Source organism: Curtobacterium sp. PhB191, assembly GCF_004346515.1.
In the GTDB taxonomy this organism is placed as follows: Bacteria; Actinomycetota; Actinomycetes; order Actinomycetales; family Microbacteriaceae; genus Curtobacterium.
The window spans coordinates 68,239-89,439 of record NZ_SMBV01000010.1; the positions used below are offsets into that span (position 1 = coordinate 68,239).

The window sequence follows — 21,201 nt, forward strand, 5'->3', positions numbered from 1 at the left end:
TCACGCGGCGGTGAGGTCGAGTGACACGACCCCCGCCGCCTCGTCGATGTGGACGATGAACTCGAGGCCGCCGCGGGCGGGAAGGCCGGTCAGGGGAACGGTGTCGGTGCTGAGTCGATCCATGGGTCGAGCATTTCACGTACCGCGTTTCGTCCACATAACGTTTCCGTATCAGTGGTCACGCGTCGAACGGCACCTCACCGTGGTCGCTCACGCCGGCGCGCTGGCGGTACGCCAGGTGTCCGCCGAGGTACCCGCCCACCCCCACGACACCGAGCGCGGCGAACCCGAGCAGCTTGCCGGCGCCGTGGTTGCCGTTCTTGCGCTGCCACCACGACAGGCCGTACAGCGAGATGCCGACCCAGTTGACGGCCTGGTGCACCCATCCCGTGCGCAGCTGCTCGCGGTCGAGTTCGGACCAGTCCACGTACCCGGCGAGGCTCGCACTGCCGGAGGACACGAGCCCGACGCCGACGAGGGTCTTCGCGGCCTTCGCGTTGCCCTTCCCGCCGAACACGTCGAGCACGGCGGCCGAGATCCAGGCCCCGAGCGGTACCTGCACCATGAGCGGGTGCAGCGGGTGCCCGAACGGCACACCGTGCAGCAACTGCCGCAGGGCCTTCGGCCGGGCGAGGGCGTTCACGACCGAACGGTCGATGTCGACGGCCTTGTCGAGCACGCTCGCGTGCTCGACGGTGTCGGTGAGGCGACGGATCGCGCGGATCTCAGGCATGCCCTGCAGCCAACCCGGGAGGCCCGTGCCGGGTCCCAGGAACCGGCACCGGGCCTCCCGTCGGTCACCCCACCCACCGCGGCCGTCGCCTACTCCTCGACGACCTCCGCCAACTGGAACGGCTCGACAGTCAGACCGTCGCCGTCCTCGGCGACGTCCACCCGGACGGTGTCACCGTCACGGACGTCACCGGACAGGATCGCGCGCGCCAGCTTGTCGTCGATCTGCCGCTGCATGAGGCGGCGGAGCGGCCTCGCACCGTAGAGCGGGTCGTACCCGCGTTCGGCGAGCCAGCCGCGCGCCTCGGGCGTGACCGCGAGTTCGAGCCGGCGGTCGGTCAGGCGACGGGCGAGCCGGTCGACGTACAGCGACACGATCTGGCCGAGGTCGTCGGCCGTCAGGGCCTGGAACACCACGATGTCGTCGAGACGGTTGATGAACTCCGGCCGGAACGCCTGCTGCACGAGCTCGCGCACGGCGTCCTCGCGCTGCTCGTCCGTCAGCGTCAGGTCGGTCATGAACTGCGAGCCGAGGTTCGACGTCAGCACGAGGATCGTGTTCCGGAAGTCGACCGTGCGCCCCTGCCCGTCCGTCAGCCGGCCGTCGTCGAGCACCTGGAGCAGCACGTCGAACACCTCGGGGTGCGCCTTCTCGATCTCGTCGAGCAGGATGACGGAGTACGGGCGACGCCGGACGGCCTCGGTGAGCTGCCCGCCGGACTCGTAGCCGACGTACCCGGGCGGGGCGCCGATCAGCCGCGAGACCGAGTGCTTCTCGCCGTACTCGCTCATGTCGATGCGGACGAGGGCCTTCTCGTCGTCGAACAGGAACTCCGCGAGCGCCTTGGCCAGCTCGGTCTTGCCGACACCGGTCGGTCCGAGGAACAGGAACGATCCGGTCGGACGGTCCGGGTCGGAGATGCCGGCACGGGTGCGACGGACGGCCTCGGACACGGTGTTCACGGCGGTGCGCTGCCCGATGATCCGGCGGCCGAGCTCGTTCTCCAGGTGCAGGAGCTTCTCGGTCTCGCCCTGCAGCAACCGGCCGAGCGGGATGCCCGTCCACTGCGCGATGACGGCGGCGATGTCCTCGTCGGTGACGCTGTCGTTCACCATGCGGTCGGCGGACTCGGCCTGCTCGGCGGCCGCGAGCTCCGCTTCGATCCGGGGCTTCTCGGCGTACTCCAGGCGCGACACCGTCGCGTAGTCGGCTTCGCGCTGGGCACGTTGGCTGCGCATGTTCAGGTCGTCGAGCTGCTGCTTCAGCTCACCGATGCGGTTCAGGCTCGCGCGCTCGGCCTGCCAGCGCTGCTCGAGCTCGCCCAGTCGTTCCTCGCGCGTGCGCAGCTCGTTCCGCAGGGTCTCGAGCCGCGCCTTCGAGGCGTCGTCCTTCTCCTGCTTGAGCGCGAACTCCTCGACACGCAGCCGGTCGACGTTCCGCTTCAGTTCGTCGATCTCGACCGGGCTGGAGTCGATCTCCATGCGGAGCCGGCTGGCAGCCTCGTCGATCAGGTCGATCGCCTTGTCGGGCAGCTGGCGGCCGGAGATGTACCGGTTCGACAGGCTGGCCGCGGCGACGAGGGCGGAGTCGTTGATCGTGACCTTGTGGTGCGCCTCGTAGCGCTCCTTGAGCCCGCGGAGGATCGCCACGGCGTCCTCGACGCTGGGCTCCCCCACGTAGACCTGCTGGAAGCGGCGCTCGAGGGCGGCGTCCTTCTCGATGTACTCGCGGTACTCGTCGAGCGTCGTCGCCCCGATGAGCCGCAGTTCGCCGCGCGCGAGCATCGGCTTGAGCATGTTCGAGGCCGCAACGGACCCCTCGCCGCCACCGGCGCCCATCAGGGTGTGCAACTCGTCGATGAACGTGATGACCTGGCCGTCGGAGTCGTTGATCTCCTTGAGCACGGCCTTGAGGCGTTCCTCGAACTCGCCGCGGTACTTCGCGCCGGCGATGAGCGAGGAGATGTCGAGCGAGACGAGCCGCTTGTCCTTCAGTGAGTCGGCGACGTCACCGGCGACGATGCGCTGCGCGAGCCCCTCGACGACGGCGGTCTTGCCGACCCCGGGCTCGCCGATGAGCACGGGGTTGTTCTTGGTGCGGCGGGTGAGCACCTGGCTGACGCGTCGGATCTCGGAGTCGCGTCCGATGACCGGGTCGAGCTTGCCGCTGCGAGCGATCGCCGTCAGGTCGACGCCGTACTGCTCGAGGGCGGTCTTCTGTCGCTCTTGCGAGTCAGGAGCACCCTGGAGGTTCGCCATGCGTTCCGTCCTTTCGTTGCGGTGGTGTTGTACTTGAGTCTACTGCACTCAACTTACGTCGGCGCCGGGAGATTCCGGATCCCGACGGCGCTGACGACCGCGCCGGCCAGCAGGAGGACGGCCATCACGACGACCGCCCGGTGCAGGCCGGCGACGCTCATCTCGCCGCCGAGGACCACGCCCGCGAGCGCCACCATCACCAGGCCGGCGATCCGCGCGATCGCGTTGTTCACCGCCGACCCGACGCCGGCCTCGGACTGCGGCACCGACCCGAGCACGGCGCTGGTCAGCGGTGTCACCATGAGCGCGATCCCGAACCCGATGAGCACGAGCCCGGGGAACACCGCGATCCAGTACCCGTCCGGCTGCGCACCGACCAGCAGCATCAGGAGCGCACCGACCGCTGCCACCGCCGGGCCCGCGGCCATGAACCAGCGCGGCCCGAACCGTCCCGCCAGCCCGCCCACGGCCGAGGACACCAGCAGCAGGACCACCGTCGGGGGCAGCGTCGCCAGGCCGGCGAGCCAGGCCGGGAACCCCCAGACCTCCTGCAGGAACAGGGTGACCACGAAGAAGACCATGCTCAGGGCGCCGTAGATCGACAGGGTGGCGAGGTTGCCCACCGCGAAGTTGCGGGCCCGGAACAGCGCGAGCGGCACCAGCGGCGAACCGGTCGTCCGGATCACGTGGAGTTCCCACGGCACGAAGGCCCCGAGTGCCAGGGCACCGAGCACGAGCGCGGTGACCACCACGGGCGCGCCCCACCCGAGCCGCTCCTGCTCGATGAGCCCGAGCACCGCCCCACCGACCCCGACGACCGCCAGCACGGCGCCGACCACGTCGATGCGCGGTCGGATCGCGGGGTGTACGTCACCGGTGATCCGCAGCACGAGCGGGATCGTCACGGCGATCGGGACGGCGGTCAGCACGAAGATCCACCGCCAGCCGATGCTGTCGACCACCATCCCGCCGAACACGGGTCCGAGGATCGTCGACGCGCTCGACCAGGCGGTCCACGTGCCGATCGCCTTCGACTGCGCGGCCCCGCGGAACGCCGCCACGATGAGGGCGAGCGCGCTCGGGGTCACCAGGGCGCCGCCGACACCCTGGAACGCCCGCGAGACGATCAGGAACTCCCCCGTCGGGGCGATCGCACACGCAACCGAGGCGATCCCGAACACGACGAGCCCCCACGTGATGATGCGCACCCGGCCGAACACGTCCGACAGTGATCCGGCGACGAGGATGAGCGAGCCGAGCGTCACCAGGTACGCGTCCACGGTCCACTGCTGCACGACGAGTCCGCCGCCGAGCTCCTGTCGGATCGCGGGGAGCGCCACGTTGACGACGCTCGAGTCGAGCCCGACGACGAACGACGACAGGATCGCCACCACGAGCACGGTGCGCCGGTCGTCCCGGAGCGGCGCGGTCGCGCGGGGTGCGGCAGTGGTCATGTGCTCATCCTGCGCCCCCTCGGACCGCTGCGCGCCCCGCACGACGAAGCCCCCGCGACCGATGTGGTCGCGGGGGCTGCCGACAGGACGGGGCTGGGTGTCCTGAGCTGGTGTTCTAGCGCCGGGAGTCGGTGTTCGGCTGCGCGCTCGGGCCGGGGTTCAGGATCGGACCGGCGGCGGGCTCGGCGGGAGCGTTCGGCACGGTGCTGGTCGGGGCCGCGGTGTTCTGCACCGTGGTGTCGCCTGCCTGAGCCTTCTTCTCGTCGTCGGTCATCTCCTTCTTGAAGATGTTGATCGACTGCCCGAGGCCCTTGGCGAGCGCCGGGAGCTTCGTCGCGCCGAACAGCAGGATGACGATCCCGAGGATGATCAGCAGGTGTACGCCGCCGAGGTTTCCGAGCATCATGACTCCTTGATCTGGAACTGGTCGCCGTTCGCAGGTCTTCTTCGACCCACGCGGCGGAAGTCCGTGTTCTCCCCATCGTAACTCTCCCGCTCCCCGATGCCCAGGCCGAGGACCGGAACGGACACCGTTCGCACAGGGAAGGCGCCGGGCCGATCCGCCGCAGCACCCTCAGTAAGCGCCGCGCGACCGGAGCACCGACGGCACCGTCCGGGCGAGGATCACCAGGTCGTGCAGGAACGACCAGTTCTCGACGTAGTGCAGGTCGAGCCGCACACCCTCGGCCCAGTCGAGATCCGACCGGCCACTGACCTGCCACAGGCCGGTGATCCCCGGCGTGACCAGGAGTCGGCGGTCGGCGAAGTCCTGGTACAGGGCGACCTCGCGCGGGAGCGCCGGGCGGGGTCCGACCAGGCTCATCGAACCGGTGAGCACGTTCCACAACTGCGGCAGCTCGTCGAGCGACGTCTTCCGCAGGAACGCCCCGACCCGGGTGACGCGGGGGTCGTCCTTCATCTTGAAGAGCGGGCCCGCACCCTCGTTCGCTGCCTGCAGTGCGGCCATCCGCGCTTCGGCGTCCACGCACATCGTGCGGAACTTCAGGATCGAGAACTCCGCGCCCCCACGGCCCACACGGGTCTGGCGGAAGAACACCGGACCGCGGTCGTCGAGCCGGATGACGAGCGCGATCACCGCGAGCACGGGCGCCAGCAGCAGGAGACCGAAGCCGGCTCCGACGACGTCGAGCAGACGCTTGCCCGTGCGACGGCGGTAGTCGGGGGTCTCCACGTGCATCAAGGGCAGGCCGTCGACGGGACGCTCGTGCACGCGACCCGCGGCGATGTCCGCGAGGGGCGACGACACGACGAGCTCGACGCCGTGCTCCTCGAGTTGCCACCCGAGGCGGCGCAGTCGCTCGTGCCCGCCGCGTACGGCGCCGGCGACGACGACCGCCGAGACTCCCTCGAAACGAGCCAGCGCGAGGACGTCGTCGATCCCGCTGACCACCGGGACGGACGCCGAACCGAGGTCGATCGTCGCGCCCACCGGCTCGCAGTCGGTCACGACCGCGCGGACCCGGTACCCGGCGCTGGGCGTCGCGGCGATCCGTCGCCCGACGTAGCGGACGTCCTCGGTGTCACCGACGATCAGGACGTCCTGCAACCGTTGCCCGCGAGCACGACTGCGCGCCAGGACGGTGCGGACGGCCTTCCGCCCGACGGCGAGGAAGAGGAGCCCGAGCGGGAAGGCGATGGCCACGTACCCCCGGGCCAGGTCGAGCTGCGCGGCGTACGCCACGACCGCCACCACGGCGACGGCGACCAGACTCGCGGTGACGAGCCGGCGGTACTCGTCACTGCCGATGCCGGCGATGCGTGGGTCGCGGGTGCGGAACATCGACAGCAGGGCCATCCAGACCAGGATGATCACCGGAGCCGTCGCGAACTCGATCCAGCCGGCCTGGGGTCGCACGGCCGACAGCTCCCAGGGGAAGCGCACGACGTGGGCGACCGCGAACGCCAGGACCAGCAGTCCGACGTCCAGCAGGGCAACGGCGGGGGCGAAGCCTCGGCGACCACCCGCGGGTGCCGACGGCGGCGCGGTGGTCGGTGCGGCGGCGGGGGGAACGGTGATGGCAGCGGTGGGTGGGCGCATCGCGAGCGACATGGTGGGGTCCTCCTGTCGACCGGGCCGACGGGAGGTCGACCGGACGCCGGAGTCGTCGGGTCACGACAGCGAGCGGCGCGCCACCAAATATATCACTGTGTCATTCTGTATATCAATGTTCGAGTGCGCGATCCAGGCTCCACAGGACGGGTTCGGCACCGAGCGCGGGGATGTCGGCCTCGGTCACGCCGGTGAGCCGGAAGGTCACCCGCTCCCCGGGCAGCAGGGTCATGAACCCACGGTCCACCGCACCGGCCGCGGTCACCCGGTCGGGCTGCACGAGCAGGTCGCGGACGAGCGTCTCGGCCTCGACGGTCAGGTCGAGCCCGCCGTCGACGGGCGAGAACGAGGTGCGGTACCGCGCGGGTTCCCACCGCACGTCGACGTCGGGGCCCGGTGTCCAGACCGCCCGACGCCAGTCCATGTCCGCCACGATGAGCTCCCGCGCGGGGTCGTCGACCACGCCGACGGACTCGGGCAGGGCGACGACGGCGACCCCGGCGGACGACAACCGCACTGGCAACGACGCCTCGGCCAGGATCGTGCCGGCCGTGGTGACCCGTCGCACGCGCACCACGCTGTCGTGGCCGCCGCGCGTGGACCGGACGGCGACCTCGACGGGCGAGGACCCGAACGCACCGGGCGAGACGCCGAGGGACAGGGTGTCCGCCACGTCGCCCAGATCAGCCGTCTCGCCTGCGGAGGCCGAGTGGCCGGGGTGATCTGGGCCTCCCGTCCGATCCGCACCAGACGCGACCGGTGAGACGGGCGACGACGCCGGCGAAGCAGCCGGCCCGGAGACGGCGGACGGCGCGACCGCCACCCGCGACACGGGACGGATCGTCAGCAGGACGTCGTCGTACAACCGACGCAGCTCGTGCGCGAGCGGCTTCAGCCGCCCCGCCGAGTCGATCGCCGACCACGACGACACCGGCCACAGGTCGTTGAGCTGCCACATCACCACGCCCGTGTTGCGCGGCCAGTGGGTGCGCCAGTGCTCGACGCCCGTCGCGATGGCCCGAGCCTGCTGCAGCTGCGTCAGGTAGTGCCACGCATCGAACGAGAAGGGCTCCGTGCCGAACCGGGGCTCGATGCCGCGGGCCAGCTTGCCCATCCCGTCGGCAGCCTTCTGGTGGTGCACGACCCCGGGTGCGTCCTGCGACAGCACCTCGTCCGCGACCCCGTCCCGCAGCGTCCGCCAGGCGGGCGGCGCCTGCCAGCCGAACTCGGACACGAACCGCGGCACGGATCCGCGGTAGGCGGTGTCGGGCAGGCGGTTCCAGGCGTCCCACGAGTGGTGCGTCTCGTGGTCGACGTCGTTCGCGGGCAGCGACTCGGCGCCCGACCACGGCGAGGCCACGGTGTAGAAGCGCGACGGGTCGACCGCGTCGACGATCGTCGGCAGCAGGTCGAGGTAGTAGTCGAGGCCCCAGCCGCGGTCACCGAGCGAGTCCGCCCAGCCGTCCACGTCGTGCAGCCAGATGTTCTCGTTGTTGCCGTTCCACAGCACCAGCGAGGGGTGCCGCGCGAGGCGGGCGACGTTGTCGCGGGCCTCGGCGATGACCTCGCTGCGGATCGGTTCGACCTCCGGGTACGCCGAGCACGCGAACGGGAAGTCCTGCCAGACGAGCAGGCCGAGCTCGTCGCAGACCTCGTAGAAGTCGCGCGACTCGTACACACCGCCGCCCCACACGCGCACGAGGTTCGTGCCGAGCGAGGCCGCCGCGGTCAGACGGGACTGCAGGCGCGCGCGGTCGACGCGCGAGATGATCACGTCGTCGGGGATCCAGTTCACCCCGCGCACGTCGATCAGCGTCCCGTTGACGTGGATGCCGAAGGGACGACCCATGTCGTCCACCTGCGTGTCGATCCGCGTCGACCGGAAGCCGGTGCGGAACGTGTCGCGGTCGAGCACCTCGCCGTCCACCGTCTGCAGCTCGACGACCACGTCGTACTGCGCCTGCGCGCCGTAGCCGCGGGGCCACCAGCGCAGCGCCTCGGGCACGCGCACGGTGACGACGGTCTCGTCGTCCTTCGGTGTCAGCTGCGCCCGCGACCGCTGCCGCGTCGGCGTGCCGTCCTCCTTCAGGCCGCTCACGGTCACGACGAGCACCAGGTCGTCGTCCTCGCCGTCCTGGTCCAGGTCGTTGAGGCCGGAGCGCTCGACGGTGATGTGGGCGTCGAGCACGCCCTCGCCGGCCTCGACGTCGACGAGCGGGCGGACCTCGCGCAGCCGCGCGGTCGACCACCGCTCGATCGCGACCGGTCGCCAGGGACCGCTCGTGACGGCGGTGAGCCCCCAGTCCCAGCCGAAGTTCGAGGCGTTCTTGCGGATGTACGGGAACGGCTCGTCGTACGGGCCCGGCATGCTGCCGGCCTTCGCGGCGACCCGGCCGGCCTCGCGGTACGGCGACTCGAACAGGATCTCGAGGTCCTTCGTCGTCGCGCCGGACCCGGTCTGCACGCGCGCGTCGAAGCGGTAGCGGCGGTGCATGTTCCGGGTCGTGCCCACGACGACGCCGTCCAGGCTCAGTTCGGACACCGTGTCCAGGCCGTCGCAGACCAGGTCGACACGCTCGTGGCCGCGCGGGTCGACGTCGACCGCGGTCCGGTAGGCCCAGTCGGCCCGGCCGACCCACTTCGCCGCCTGCTCGTTCAGGTGGAAGGTCGGGTCCGGCAGCAGGCCCTCCCGCTCCAGGTCGGTGTGCACCTGCCCCGGCACCGTCGCCGGGATGCTGCGTCCCGCGACGCCGTCCGGCGCGCCGGTTCCTCCGGCCATGGTCACGGTCCAGCCGTCGCGGAGTTCCTCGCGTTCGAGGGTCATGCAGGTCCTTCTCTTCGGCGGACGGGGTGTCCGTCGCCTCGGTCGGGACGCCGGCCGGTGGCCCGCCCCGTGGCCGGTTGGTCGGCCTGGAGGCGCGGCACCGGTTGCCCGGGCGTCGTCACGTCGCGCGCGCGATCGGGTGGCGCTCGCGCGTGGGGGTGCTCGGCGATGCTAGTACGGGATGCTTTCGGCAACCTACGTGGTGACAGCGCGACTTCGTGGTGACAGCGCGGTCTCGCGCGTGCAGGGTGGGGAGGTGATCACCGTTGCACTCGCCAGGACCCTCCGCGACGCCGGCCTGCGCTGGCACCCCGAGACGGGCGACCGCTTCGTCATCGACAAGCCCGAGGTGGACGAGGACGTCTACACCGTGTCCGAGATGACCGTCGAACGACACGACTCCCCCACCGGCACGATCCTCGGCTTCAACGGGACGACCGAGTGGGCGCTCGACTCCGTGACCGCGTCGGAGTCGCTCTGGCTGCCGCGTGAGGACCAGTTGCGCGAGCTCCTCGGTCCGTCGTTCATCGGGTTGACCCGGGTGTCGGTGAACGGCCGGATCGTCTACACGGTCACCGCGACGATCGGCGGCGCTGACCGCAGCTTCGCGTCCGAGGTCCCCGCGATCGCCTACGGCCAGGCGCTGCAGGCGTACATCGCCGCTGCGCTGGAGTGACGGACCGCCCCTGTCCCTGGGCTGGGACAGGGGGCGGTCCGTGTTGGCTGCGCTGTGTCGTGCCGGCGCCGCTGCGCGTCAGACCTGGCGGTCGTCCGGGCGGCGCTGGCGGCGCCAGAGCAGCAGGACCGCTCCGGCGAGCAGGAGCACGATCGTCGCGGGGACGCCCATCGCGAGGACGGTCGATCCGGTGAACGCGAGTTCCACCGGCTCGGCGGAGGGCTTCTCGGCGGCGGGCACGGGCTGCGGCTCGGCGTGCAGCTTCGTGTGCACCTCGAGCGAGAACACCCAGACCGGCTTCGTCGACGCCGCGGCGGTGGTCACGCCGAACGTCGCTGGCGTCGCGGTCTGCCCCGTGCTCGCAGCACCCGGCTCCTCGGTCGTGGCACCGTCGGCGCGCGTGACCTGGCCGGCCACCTGACCGGTGATCGCGGCCTCGCCGGTCGCTGCTTCTTCCTCGGTCACGACGTGCGCGTCGCTCTCGCACGTGGCACGCTGCCCCGGCTCGACCGTGGACTCCTCGCAGGTCACCGCGGGCATGCCCTCGGCCTGCTGCAGGTCGTGCACCGCGAGGTTGCCGGTGTTGAGCACCTCGTAGCGGACAGACACGCGGTCGCCCGGGCGCAGCACGTGGTCATCGGCGACGACCTTCGTGCTGCCGTCGGTTCCGTGCAGCACCGGCTCGGCGGACAGGTCGAGGGCGCTCTTCGCCGTCAGGCCGACCTGGACCTCGTCGCGCGAGGTGACGGAGTCTCCGGCGGGACCGGTCGCGTCGAGCACCGCTGCGACCGTCACTGTGCCGTGGTCGACGTCCGCCTGGGTGAGCACGTACTGCGGGGTCGTGCAGCCGATCGACGCACCCGGTGCGACACCCTCGCCGACGCACTCGACCGGTAGACCGGCGAGTTCGACGACCTCGGCGCGGGTCCCCGTCAGCGTGACGTTCCCCGCGTTGGTGGCGCGGATGCCCACGCTCACGTGGTCACCGGCGCGCGGCGCCTCGTGCTCGGACTCCGCCAGGTGCGCGGTGACCTGGACCTGCACGCCCGGGGCGCGCTCGATCGCAGTGCCGGCCTTCGCGCCGGCAGTCACGGTCTGGTCGTCCGGGCCGACGGCCGCTGCGGTGAGGGCGAACTGCACCTTGCCCGCGTCGACGTCGCCCTGGGTGAGCGCGTACTCCGCCGCTGCGCAGTCCGCCGAAGCACCGGGAGCGACCCGCTCGGCGGGGCAGGCGACCGTCGTGCCGGCCCGCTCGTCGACGATGCCGCTCAGGTCGTGCACCGTGACGTTGCCCGTGTTCGTGATCGACATGCGGACCGATGCCGTGTCGCCCGCGGTCGGGGCTCCGTGGTCGGTGTCGTCGAGCGCAGCCGTGGCCGTCGTCGTGATCGACGGCGCTCGCACGATCGAGAGTGTCGTGTCGGCACGGGCCTCGACGCGCTGACGGTCGGCACCGGTCGCTGCGCTCGACAGCACGAACCGGACGGCACCGCTGTCGACGTCGCTCTGGGTGAGGGTGTACTCGGACACCTCGCACGTCACCGCGGCGCCCGGGGCGAGATCGTCGTCCGGGCAGTCGACCTCGAGGCCCGCACGGTCTTCGACCTTGCCGCGGATGCCCGTGACCGTGACGTTGCCGGTGTTCCGGATCGTCATCGTGACCGTCGCGGTGTCGCCGGCCAGGGGGACCTCGTGCTCGTTCGCATCGAGGACGCTCGTCGCCGACACGGCGATGGCCGGCGCGCTGACGAGCTCGACCGCCACGGTGTCCGATGCCTGGGTACGCGAACCGCCGGGGCCGTTCGCGTTGACCGTGAGCGCGAAGTCGACGGTGCCGGCGTCGATCTCGTCCTGCGTCAGGACGTGGTCGCCGACGGAGCAGGTCGCCGCGGCGCCGGGGGCGAGCGCACCCTCGGCGCACTCCACGTCCAGGTCGCGGCCGTCCACCTCGGCAGCGAGGCCCCGCAGGGTGGTGTTGCCGGAGTTGCGCGCCGAGACGGACAGCTCGACGTGGTCACCGGCCTTCGGCGCGCGGGACTCGTCGGCCAGGCCGGCGGTCGCGGTCGCGACGATGCCGTGCTGGCGGTCGACGGTCACCGACGCAGAGTCCGAAGCAGTCACGCGACGGTCGTCGGGTGCGGTGGCGGTCGAGGTCAGGGCGAACCCGACCGTGCCGGCGTCGATCTCCCGCTGGCTCAGGGTGTGGTCCGGAACGGTGCAGTCGACGCTCGCGCCGGGTGCGAGCGGGGAGGTCGGGCAGGAGACGGGCATGCCGTCGCGGTCCTCGACCTCGGCGGCGACGTCGCGGAGCGTGACGTTCCCGGTGTTGCGTACGGCGACGCTCAGCGTGACCTCGTCACCGGGAGCGGGGGTCTTGCCGGCGGTGTCGAGCGCCGGGGTGACGGTCGTGGCGAGCGCGGGGGCCTGGGCGACCGTGGTCTGTGCGGTCCGGGCGTCACCACGGACCGGCTGACCGGCGGCGTCGACTGCGGTCATCGTGGCGACGAACGTGACGGTGCCGCGGTCGACGTCGTGCTGCGAGACGGGGTGCGAGCCCTCGACGGCGCACTCGATGGACGCGCCGGGCGCGAGGCGGGTCGGCGGGCACGCGACGGTCATGCCGGGCTCGTCGGCCACGGTCACCGCGAGGTCGCGGATCGAGACGTTGCCCTCGTTGGTCACCGTCACCGTGAGCCCGATGTCGTCACCGACCGCGGGGGCACCGCCCCGCACGACGGGCGTGATGGCGAGCAAGGCGCGCGAGGTGGTGCTCGAGGTGGGGACGGTGGCGGTTGCGCTGGCCGTCACGGCCTGGCCGGCGCGCGATCGTGCAGAGACCGTGGCGGTGTCGTCGATCGAGCCGTGGTCCAGGTCGTCCTGCGTGACCGGGCGGGGAGCGGTCGCGCACGCGGCGGATGCTCCGGGGGCGAGCTGCCGCACGTCGCAGTCCGCGTCGCCGTTCGGGCTGGTCAGCGTGACGTCCCGCACCAGGACGTTGCCGGTGTTGTCGACGGTCGTGCGGAACGAGACGGTCTCGCCGAGGTCGGCGACGGCGTCACCGTTGCCGCCGGACAAGACGGCCTGGTCGGTGACGCGCAGCTCGTTCACCTCGGGGGCGAAGGTGATGCTCGCCGAGCCGGTCGGCAGGTCGACGCCGGTGCGCTCGGTCACGGCGTCTGCACCGATCGTGTACGTGCCGGGAGCCGAGGCGCTGACGTCGAACGTCACCGTGCAGTCCGGTGCGTCGATGTCCAGGTCGCCCGACGCACCGATCGTCGTGGCATCTGCCTCGACGTCGAGGTCCGCCGCGGCGCAGGTGGTCGCGACCTTCGGGTCGGACGCGACGCTGAGGCCTTCGGGCAGCGCCTCGGCGAAGGACCAACCGGGCTTCGAACCGTGCTCGCTCGTGTTCACGACGCGCGCCGTCATGCGCGCGGTGTCCCCGACGATCGGGGCGCCGGAGAACTCGTTCGCCAGGGTCGGGGTCGAGTCGACGATCGTCACTCGGTCGATCGCGCCGTCGTTGCCGCTGTAGGACGACTGGGCGTTGCGGAGACGCCATCGCAGGGTGTCGCCGGAGAAGAGGACGCCGCCGTTCGAGACGAACTCGCCGCCCTTGTACGTGTTGCCGCCCGCGGTGAAGGTGCTCGAGCGAGGGTCGTTGCAAGGGTCGAGGGGACGCTCGGACACCGGGTGCTCGGCAGATCCGTCCACCAGCAGGAAGTCGAGCAGCGGGTGGTCGAACCCGACACAGCTTCCGGCGGCGGCGCTGACACCGAACGACACGAAGCGTCCGGTCTGCCCGAGCGAGAAGTCATCGCGCGACTCGATCTGAACGGCGTTCCGCGGCAGGTTGCGCGACGCGGTCCAAGCACTCACGACGTGGTTGGTCTCCGGGTCCTCGCCGGTGATCTGCCCGAGGACCGACCCGAGCTGCTTGAGCTGGGGGTTGGCGTCGCAGGATGCCATGTCGGAGCTGCTGGCGCTCGTGACGATGCCGTTGCACTCAGCGGCGTTGATCCACGCCGGGTCGGCCGTGTAGGTCTCACCGTTCGCGCCCTTGTACGCGTTCAACAGCACCGGCGTCGTCGTGACGCCGTTCTCGAAGTCCTCGACGAACAGGATCGTGGAGTCGGCGGCAGAGTCGGTCCGTGCGGATCCGGCGTCGGCCGCGGGGGCCGGGACTGCCGTGGCGGCGAGCGGGGTGGCGAGCGCGGCGACCAGGCCGGCCGCGGTCGCCACGGCGGCGACGCGCGGCGCGGTGCGCGCACGAGGGCGTCGTGAAGCGTGTCGGTTCATCACGCCAGAATACCAATATTCTGCATTTGACTTGAACGGTCCTGGGAGCGAGCGGAATGCCTGGGAGCTGGTCGGGTGTTGTCTGGACTCATGACCGTTCCGAACATCACCCTGAACGACGGCAAGACCATCCCGCAGCTCGGCTTCGGCGTCTTCCAGATCGACCCCGCGTCGACCAAGGAAGCGACGCTCACAGCGCTCGAGGTCGGCTACCGCCACATCGACACCGCCGAGATGTACGGCAACGAGAAGGAGGTCGGCGAGGCCATCGCGTCGTCCGGCATCCCGCGTGACGAGATCTTCGTCACCTCGAAGCTCAACAACGGCTTCCACGACCCTTCGGCAGCTGCCGAGAACGGCAAGAAGTCAGCTGACCTGCTCGGCGGCTACACCGACCTGTTCCTCATCCACTGGCCGCTGCCCACCGTCTCGGACTTCGTGCCGACGTGGAACGCGCTCGAGGAGCTCTACGCCGCTGGCACCTCCCGCTCGATCGGCGTCAGCAACTTCCAGGCCCACCACCTGCGACGCCTGCGTGCCGAGACGGACGTCCCGCCGGCCGTGAACCAGATCGAGGTGCACCCGTACCTGACCCAGGACGAGCTCCGCGCCGTGAACAACGAGCTCGGCATCGCGACCGAGGCCTGGTCCCCGATCGCCCAGGGCCTCGTGCTCGACGACGAGACCATCACCCGCATCGCCGGCGCCACGGGCAAGAGCCCGGCGCAGGTCGTGCTCCGCTGGCACATCCAACGCGGCGACATCGTGTTCCCGAAGTCGGTCACGCGTGCCCGCGTCGAGGAGAACTTCGCGATCTTCGACTTCGAGCTCTCCGACGAGGACATGACGGACATCACGACTCTCGACAAGGGCCACCGAACGGGTCCGGACCCGGACACGTTCGACTACGTCCCGGCCTGATCGCTCGGAACACACGACGAAGCCGCCCGGGGAGACCCGGGCGGCTTCGTCGTCTCCGTCGCGTCCGGAGTCGTACCGGTGTGGATCAGGCGTCGGCGTCCGGGCCCACCTCGAGTCGGCGACGTCGAAGCGTCAGGAGCACGCCACCGGCGGCCGCGAGCCCCAGGCCGAGGACCGCTGCGACGAGCACCCCGTCGGAGCCCGTCCACGCGAGCCGGTCCGGTCCGCCGGACGACGGTCCGCCGACGGTCGACGCGTTCTGGGGACCGTCCCCGGGCCCAGCGGCGGAACCGGCACCCGGTACCGCGGTCGTATCGGCCGTCGGCCCCGCGGTCGGCGCCGTGGTCGGATCCGGCGTGGGTTCCGCCGTCGGCTCCGGCGTGGGCCCCGGCGTCGGGTCGACCGCACCGGCCTCGATCTCCACCCGGAGCTCGGCGGACGCGACCTGCCCGGCGTTCGACGTGATCTCGTACCGCACCGGCGACGCGACCCCGCTGAAGCCGTCCTCGGGCGTGAACGTCACCCGCCCGGCGTCGTCCACGACGTACGTGCCCTCGCCCGGAACGCGCAGCTGTTTGCCGTCGTCGGACAGCTCCGCACCGTCGAGTCCCTCGTCGGTGAGCCGCAGCGAGCCGAGGTCGACACCGCTGCCGTCGAGCGCGTCGTTCCCCACGACGTCCACGACCACTGGTTCACCCTGCTGTCCGGTCGCAGCGTCATCCGAGGCGACGGCGTCCGGCAGCACGACGTCGAACGCGATCGTGTCCGTGTTGTTCGTCAGGTCGACGTCGCTCACCGAGCCGTCCCGCGCGAGCGCGGCCCGCCCTTCGTCGAACCGGCCGGTGGTGAAGTCGGTGACACTCTCCACCGGCGCCGAGTACGTCCCGCTCCTCGTGGTCGCCGGCACGGTCCCGCGGGCCAGCAACTCGATCTGCCCTCCGGGCGGCGCCGTCCAGTCGGTCGCCACGACTCCTGCGCCCTGATCGGCACCGCACGACGCGCCGCCCGTGGCCTCGCACGACCAGGTGACGTCCTCGAGCGGGAGCGCATCGATCAGTGCCGTCGTCCGCGCCACTGCGTCGGTGGGCCCACCGATCGTGGCCGGCCCGTCGTTGACCGATCGGACGCGGAACGACACGTCGTCGCCTGAGGTCACCGGCCCCTCGGTGTCCACTGACGCCGTGGTCACGACGTCGGTCGGCTGTGTGGCCCGCACGTTGCGGATCTCGTGGAACTCGGCCCGCCCGCCGGTCGACGCGCTGAACCCGAAGCGCATCTGGCCAGGCAACGCCGTCGCCGGCAGGTCGGTCGAGATCAGGTGGTGCAGCTCCGCCGGCTCCGAGCCGACGGGGGTGGCGTCCGACATCGTGACGATGGCCGTGATGCCACCGGCGTCCCGGGGCACGACGTCGACCTTCACGTGCCGGTAGGTCGCCGTCTCGGCGTCGACGCCGCGGTCCTCGAGGAACCCGTCGCCGCGGTTGCCCGTCGTCGCCAGCACGGGGTAGCACTCAGCCTCGGCCCCGCGGACGGTGACGGCGTTCTGGATGAACTCCGGCAGCGCGAAGTTGCCGAACCGGTCGAACCCGACGCCGACGACACCGCCGTCCAGTCCTGCCGAGCAGGCGGACTTGCCGTCGAAGTAGCCGAGTCCGCCGCCCACGGGGCCGATGGAGTCGAGCGGCATCGCGGCGTCCTGCAGGAAGAACCCGATGCCGTCGGCGTACCCGGTGTCGGTGGGGCTCCACATCCGCTGGTCGAACTCGACGGTCAGTCCGTTGCTCGAGTCGTACGGCACCTCGTTGTACACCGCCGAGGCCATGTACTTGGCGTTGTCGGTCATCCGCAGCCACTTGCCCGCCGAGCCGTTCTCGACGATCGCGGCCTGCTGGTCGTTCGAGGCGATGCGAGCCCAACCCGACGGCATCGTGGTGCCGACGGGCAGGTCCACGAACGGATCGTGGACCGGGAACGGGTCGACGGCGTGGGCCGGTGGTGCATCTGCGACGACGCCCGCGCCGGCGACGAGCGCGCCCAGGGCGACCATCGGGACCAGCGCGACGGTGACGGCCGCGCGGGACGGACGGGCACGAGGCGGACGGGCCGGCGGTGGAAGAGCACGGGTGGAGCGAGTGTGCATGGGAGTCCTCTCTGACGGTGCAGGAGACGACTGTGCACGGGCCGCGGAGTGGTCCGCAAGTATTATCCGTACGATATTCCGCGTTCGGTATGGCGGGCCTCAGTGCGGGGCAGCGACCGACGCCGTGACCGTGAACTTCGGGGTGCGCAGGACCTGCCGCGTCGGCCCGACCAGGCGCTCCAGTACCGGCCGGTAGCGCAGGTGCCCGTTCCACACGCACCACAGTTCGCCGCCGGGCTGCAGGACGGTGGCCGCGTTCCGGAACATCGCCTCGGCCGCGTCGGTGGTCACCGTGGTGTCCGCGTGGAACGGGGGGTTGCAGAGCACGAGCTGGGCGGACCCGACGGCGAGCTCGTCCCCGGCGTCGGTGTGCAGTGCCGTCACCCGGTCAGCGACGCCGTTCGCCTCGGCGGTCGCCCGTGTGGACGCCACCGCGATCCGGGACACATCGGTCGCGATCACCTTGACGTTCGGCCGCCGCAGTGCGATCGCCGCGGCGATGACACCGTTGCCGGACCCGAGGTCGACGACGGTCCGCGCGGTCGGCACCGCGGCGTCCATCGCCTCGAGCAGCACCCGGGTGCCCTGGTCGAGCGAGGTACCGGCGAACACCCCGCCGTGCGCGACGAGCGTCATGCCGAGGTCGTCGACGTGCACCGATCTGGGCCAGGGATTGGTCGCGGCCGCACGGTTCGCCTGGGCACGCAACGGGTCTTGCGCGATGAGCAGGCGCGACTTCCCCCGCCCCCGCGAAGCCGTGACCTCGCCGAACGAGCGGCGCAGCACGTCGTTCTGCGACAGGTTCATGTACTTGACGTTGCCGCCGCACAGCAGCACGACGTCGGGAGCGGCGAATCGCGCGACGGCCCGGGCGATCTCGTCGAGGCGGTCGTGTGACTTCGACAGCCGCAGCACGACGAGCCGGACGTCGCGGAAGGCGTCTTCGAGCGAGTCCGGGTGGTGGAATCCGCGCAGACCGAACGTGCCAGCGTTGGCCTCGAGCGCGCGTTCCCCGACGAGCGAGTCCTGCACGACGCGGATGTCCGATGCGCCGTACTGCGTGATGAGCCCGAGGGTCAGGACTCCAAGACGGTCATCGACGACCGCCACCTCGCCGGGCTGCCGCAGGGCGTCCCCGTGCACGTGCGGCGCCTCGTCGATCAGGAACCGGTCGGTGCCGTCGATCGCGATGAGGTCCGGGGCGGTGTCGTCGCGGCGGCGGAAGAGGTCGGCGAAGTCTGGCACCGCGTCAGCGTACCCATCCCTCGACGGCGGACCTCGCAGCGGCGCGGACGACCGCGTCCAGTTCACGCGGACCAGCGTGCGACTGCACGTCGCCGCCCGAGCTCCACGACGGCAGGTCGGTCCGGGGGCGCTCCTCGTTGCAGAGGACTCAGCCGGTGGTGCCCTCCGCACGCAGCTCCAGCGACGAGTCGCCCGCGACCGCGTCGGCCGGGACACGGACGACCGGCTTCCAGCGAAGCGTCGAACCCGGGGGCATCGAGAACCCCGAACCCGTCTGCAGCGTGAACCGCATCGTCGTGCCGCCGTCGGCGAGCGTCCCGCCCCGCAGCACGAGGTTCGCGCTCGTCCGCCAGTCCTCGCCCGGCTTCCGGTACATGCCGGCGAGCGTCGACTGCCCGGGTGCGAAGGTCGTGCCGTCCGGACTGGTCAGCGTGATCGCCCCGGTGATCGTCGAGATCTGGGCGTGGACCTGCAACCCGGCCTCGACCTCGACGTCGGCGCCGCGGGTCAGGGCGGTCTTCGGGCCCTGCAGTCCGGACAGGGACTGCCACCCCGGGATCGCCTCGGGCGCGGTCAGGTGCAGTTTGCCGTCCGCGATCCGGAACGCCTGGGGCGCGCTCGAGTCCGAGATGAGCGAGTCGGAACGGTACGCGGCGAGGAGCGTCGGTTGCGCGTGCAGGACGAGCACGAACTCGCCGTCCGCGTACGGGCGGTCCCGGAAGGTCTCGTCGAGGACCTTGCCCGTCTGGTTGCCCTGCACCGTGCCCGTGGCGAGTACCGTGCCGTCCGCCGCGAAGTGCGTGACGGTCAGGTAGGCGTTCGATCCCCAGGACCAGTGCGCGTCGTAGGACGTGACCGCCCGCCACCGGAGTTCCTCGTTCCGCTGATCGAGCCACAGGTCGCCGACGACGCGGTTCGACGCCCCGCGCAGCACGATCGAGTCCCCGCCGACGGCCGCAGTCCTGACGACGATCGTGTCCTCGGCGCCGGTGTCGCTCCGGAGCCGCACGAGGAGCCGTCCGGTGTCGGTACCGACGGCATCGGCGACCGCTGCGGCGTCCACGGCGGTCGCGCTCCCTCGGCCGCTCGCGGTCCCGAGCCCGGTGACCGTCGGCGCGGCGACCACGTGCTCGCCGACTGGCACGGGCGACACTGCTCCGGTGACCACGCCGACCGGCGGGTCGTAGTCGGGGACGAGTCGTTCCACGATGCGGTGTCGTGAGTCGACGTTGTCCCAGATGGGCTCCCGCAGGTCGGGGAGCGCACCGATGACAGCGCGGGTCGCGTCCGACATCGGGAACCCGAGCTGGTCGTAGAACGGCGCGAGGTCGCGGTCGGCCACCCGCGAGGCGACCTCGACGAAGATCGCGTGCTTGTCGTCGATGGTCAGGGCGTTCACGTTCGTCTTCGCCGCCTCGGCACGCAGCGCCGCGAAGAACCTCGGCAGGTAGCCGTCGCCGAACGCGCGGCGCAGCTGTTCCCATGCCAGGAGCCGGACCCGGTCGTGGGCGCCTTCCCAGTCCCGGTCCGCGATCGGTGTGGTGAAGTACCGCTCGAGGAGCGGGATGCTCTCGTCCCACCGGCTCCCGAACCCGAGTCCGTCCTGCACGGCGAGCGCGGACAGGTTGGTGATGGTCTCCGCGGTACCCGGGAAGATGTTGATCGGAGCTTCGTAGGTGTGGCCGATCTCGTGCCACAGCCCCCACAGCCCACTCAACGGAAGCCGGAAGAGATCGGCGGCAGCACCGGTGCCGGTCTGGAACATGATGCGCGCGTTGCTCGCGTTGGCGTACCCGGCACCGGAGTCGGGTGAAGCGATGTGGATCCGGTGCGGGTACTTGTGCGAGGTCCCGACGGCACGCTCGTCGAGGCCGTACGTCTCGTTCGTGAGCTCGATCACCCGGTCCCAGTTCGCGGTGCGCTCCGCGAGGTCGGCACCGGCGATGGCCGTGCCGGTCTTCGGCTTCTGGAAGTCGCCGAACATCCGGTTCGACACCACCTCGACGAACGGTGCATCGGCGAACCGCCGGAGGTCCGCTGCGAACGAGTCGGCGGTCGACTGGCCCCGGACGTAGGTCGGGACGGCAACACCACCGGCGATCGTGACCGTCGCTTCCCCGGTGTCCGCCGCGCTGACCATCGAGACCATCCCGTCGTGCGGAGCCGTGACACGGTTCACGCCAGCGGTCAGTCGCGTCTGCTGGTACCCGACATCGGCGCCCGAGTTGTGCGCCGCGTACGGGCCGATCAGCCCGATGGCGACGTCCATCGCCGGCGCACCGGTCGGTACCGACACGGTGACGACGTCGCCGGCGGCGACGAACCGTCCGGCAGGCTGCAGATCACTGTGCCGGAACCGCCGTCCCTCTGCTGTGGCCGCGGCCGCCGCATCACCGATGCCGTGCACCAGGACGCTCGTCGCGTCGCCGTTCGCCGAGTGCTCGATCACCGTCTCGTGGACGTCGACTCCGCCGGTTGCCGCTGCGGCGACCCCGCCACCGATGGCGAGTGCCGTGACGACGAGGACAGCAGGGAGGGCAGGAAACAATCGCATACAGATATTTTACATGCGGTATGGCG

The 21,201-nt window shown here is 71.2% G+C and carries 13 protein-coding genes; 2 read left to right on the plus strand and 11 right to left on the minus strand.

The genetic code is table 11. From position 1 onward, the window contains the following. The 7 genes from EDF48_RS19575 to EDF48_RS15960 form a co-directional block, all read right to left on the minus strand. Positions 1–123 (minus strand): hypothetical protein, encoded by a 123-nt coding sequence (locus EDF48_RS19575; protein WP_260154542.1) that lies wholly within the window; start codon positions 121–123, stop codon positions 1–3. A gap of 55 nt (positions 124–178) precedes the next feature. After that, positions 179–733, minus strand: a complete 555-nt coding sequence (locus EDF48_RS15935; protein ID WP_123937428.1) for a DUF2231 domain-containing protein — start codon at positions 731–733, stop codon at positions 179–181. An 89-nt stretch (positions 734–822) separates the two neighbouring features. Then, on the minus strand, positions 823–2,991 hold the full coding sequence (locus tag EDF48_RS15940; protein ID WP_123937427.1) for an AAA family ATPase: 2,169 nt from the start codon (positions 2,989–2,991) through the stop codon (positions 823–825). A 53-nt stretch (positions 2,992–3,044) separates the two neighbouring features. Then, positions 3,045–4,445, minus strand: coding sequence for an MFS transporter (locus tag EDF48_RS15945; protein WP_131881224.1), 1,401 nt, complete (start codon positions 4,443–4,445; stop codon positions 3,045–3,047). A 115-nt stretch (positions 4,446–4,560) separates the two neighbouring features. Further along, positions 4,561–4,848: a twin-arginine translocase TatA/TatE family subunit gene (gene tatA / locus EDF48_RS15950; protein ID WP_123293839.1), complete on the minus strand. Its 288-nt coding sequence runs from the start codon at positions 4,846–4,848 to the stop codon at positions 4,561–4,563. A gap of 171 nt (positions 4,849–5,019) precedes the next feature. Next, the gene (locus tag EDF48_RS15955; protein ID WP_131881226.1) at positions 5,020–6,516 is read right to left on the minus strand and encodes a sugar transferase; all 1,497 of its coding nucleotides are present in this window, start codon (positions 6,514–6,516) and stop codon (positions 5,020–5,022) included. A 112-nt stretch (positions 6,517–6,628) separates the two neighbouring features. Continuing rightward, on the minus strand, positions 6,629–9,340 hold the full coding sequence (locus EDF48_RS15960) for a glycoside hydrolase family 2 protein (RefSeq protein WP_131881228.1): 2,712 nt from the start codon (positions 9,338–9,340) through the stop codon (positions 6,629–6,631). 256 nt (positions 9,341–9,596) lie between these two features. On the opposite strand from EDF48_RS15960, the gene EDF48_RS15965 reads away from it, so the two are divergent. Further along, positions 9,597–10,016 carry a pilus assembly protein CpaE gene (locus EDF48_RS15965; protein WP_131847075.1) on the plus strand — a complete coding sequence of 140 codons (420 nt, stop codon included), beginning with the start codon at positions 9,597–9,599 and terminating at the stop codon, positions 10,014–10,016. Positions 10,017–10,094: 78 nt separating this feature from the next. Here EDF48_RS15965 and EDF48_RS15970 read toward each other — a convergent pair whose 3' ends face one another. Continuing rightward, complete coding sequence (locus tag EDF48_RS15970) at positions 10,095–14,315, minus strand: hypothetical protein (RefSeq protein ID WP_131881231.1); 4,221 nt, start codon at positions 14,313–14,315, stop codon at positions 10,095–10,097. A 90-nt stretch (positions 14,316–14,405) separates the two neighbouring features. Between EDF48_RS15970 and EDF48_RS15975 the strand changes: the two genes are divergently transcribed. Then, positions 14,406–15,236 (plus strand): aldo/keto reductase, encoded by an 831-nt coding sequence (locus EDF48_RS15975; protein ID WP_131881233.1) that lies wholly within the window; start codon positions 14,406–14,408, stop codon positions 15,234–15,236. Positions 15,237–15,321: 85 nt separating this feature from the next. Here the strand turns inward: EDF48_RS15975 and EDF48_RS15980 are convergent, their stop codons facing one another. The 3 genes from EDF48_RS15980 to EDF48_RS15990 form a co-directional block, all read right to left on the minus strand. Next, positions 15,322–17,376 (minus strand): hypothetical protein, encoded by a 2,055-nt coding sequence (locus tag EDF48_RS15980; protein ID WP_131881235.1) that lies wholly within the window; start codon positions 17,374–17,376, stop codon positions 15,322–15,324. Between the two features lie 99 nt (positions 17,377–17,475). Further along, positions 17,476–18,621, minus strand: coding sequence for a class I SAM-dependent methyltransferase (locus tag EDF48_RS15985; RefSeq protein WP_131881237.1), 1,146 nt, complete (start codon positions 18,619–18,621; stop codon positions 17,476–17,478). Between the two features lie 148 nt (positions 18,622–18,769). Then, positions 18,770–21,175, minus strand: a complete 2,406-nt coding sequence (locus EDF48_RS15990) for a M60 family metallopeptidase (RefSeq protein WP_131881239.1) — start codon at positions 21,173–21,175, stop codon at positions 18,770–18,772. Between the last annotated feature and the right edge of the window lie 26 nt (positions 21,176–21,201).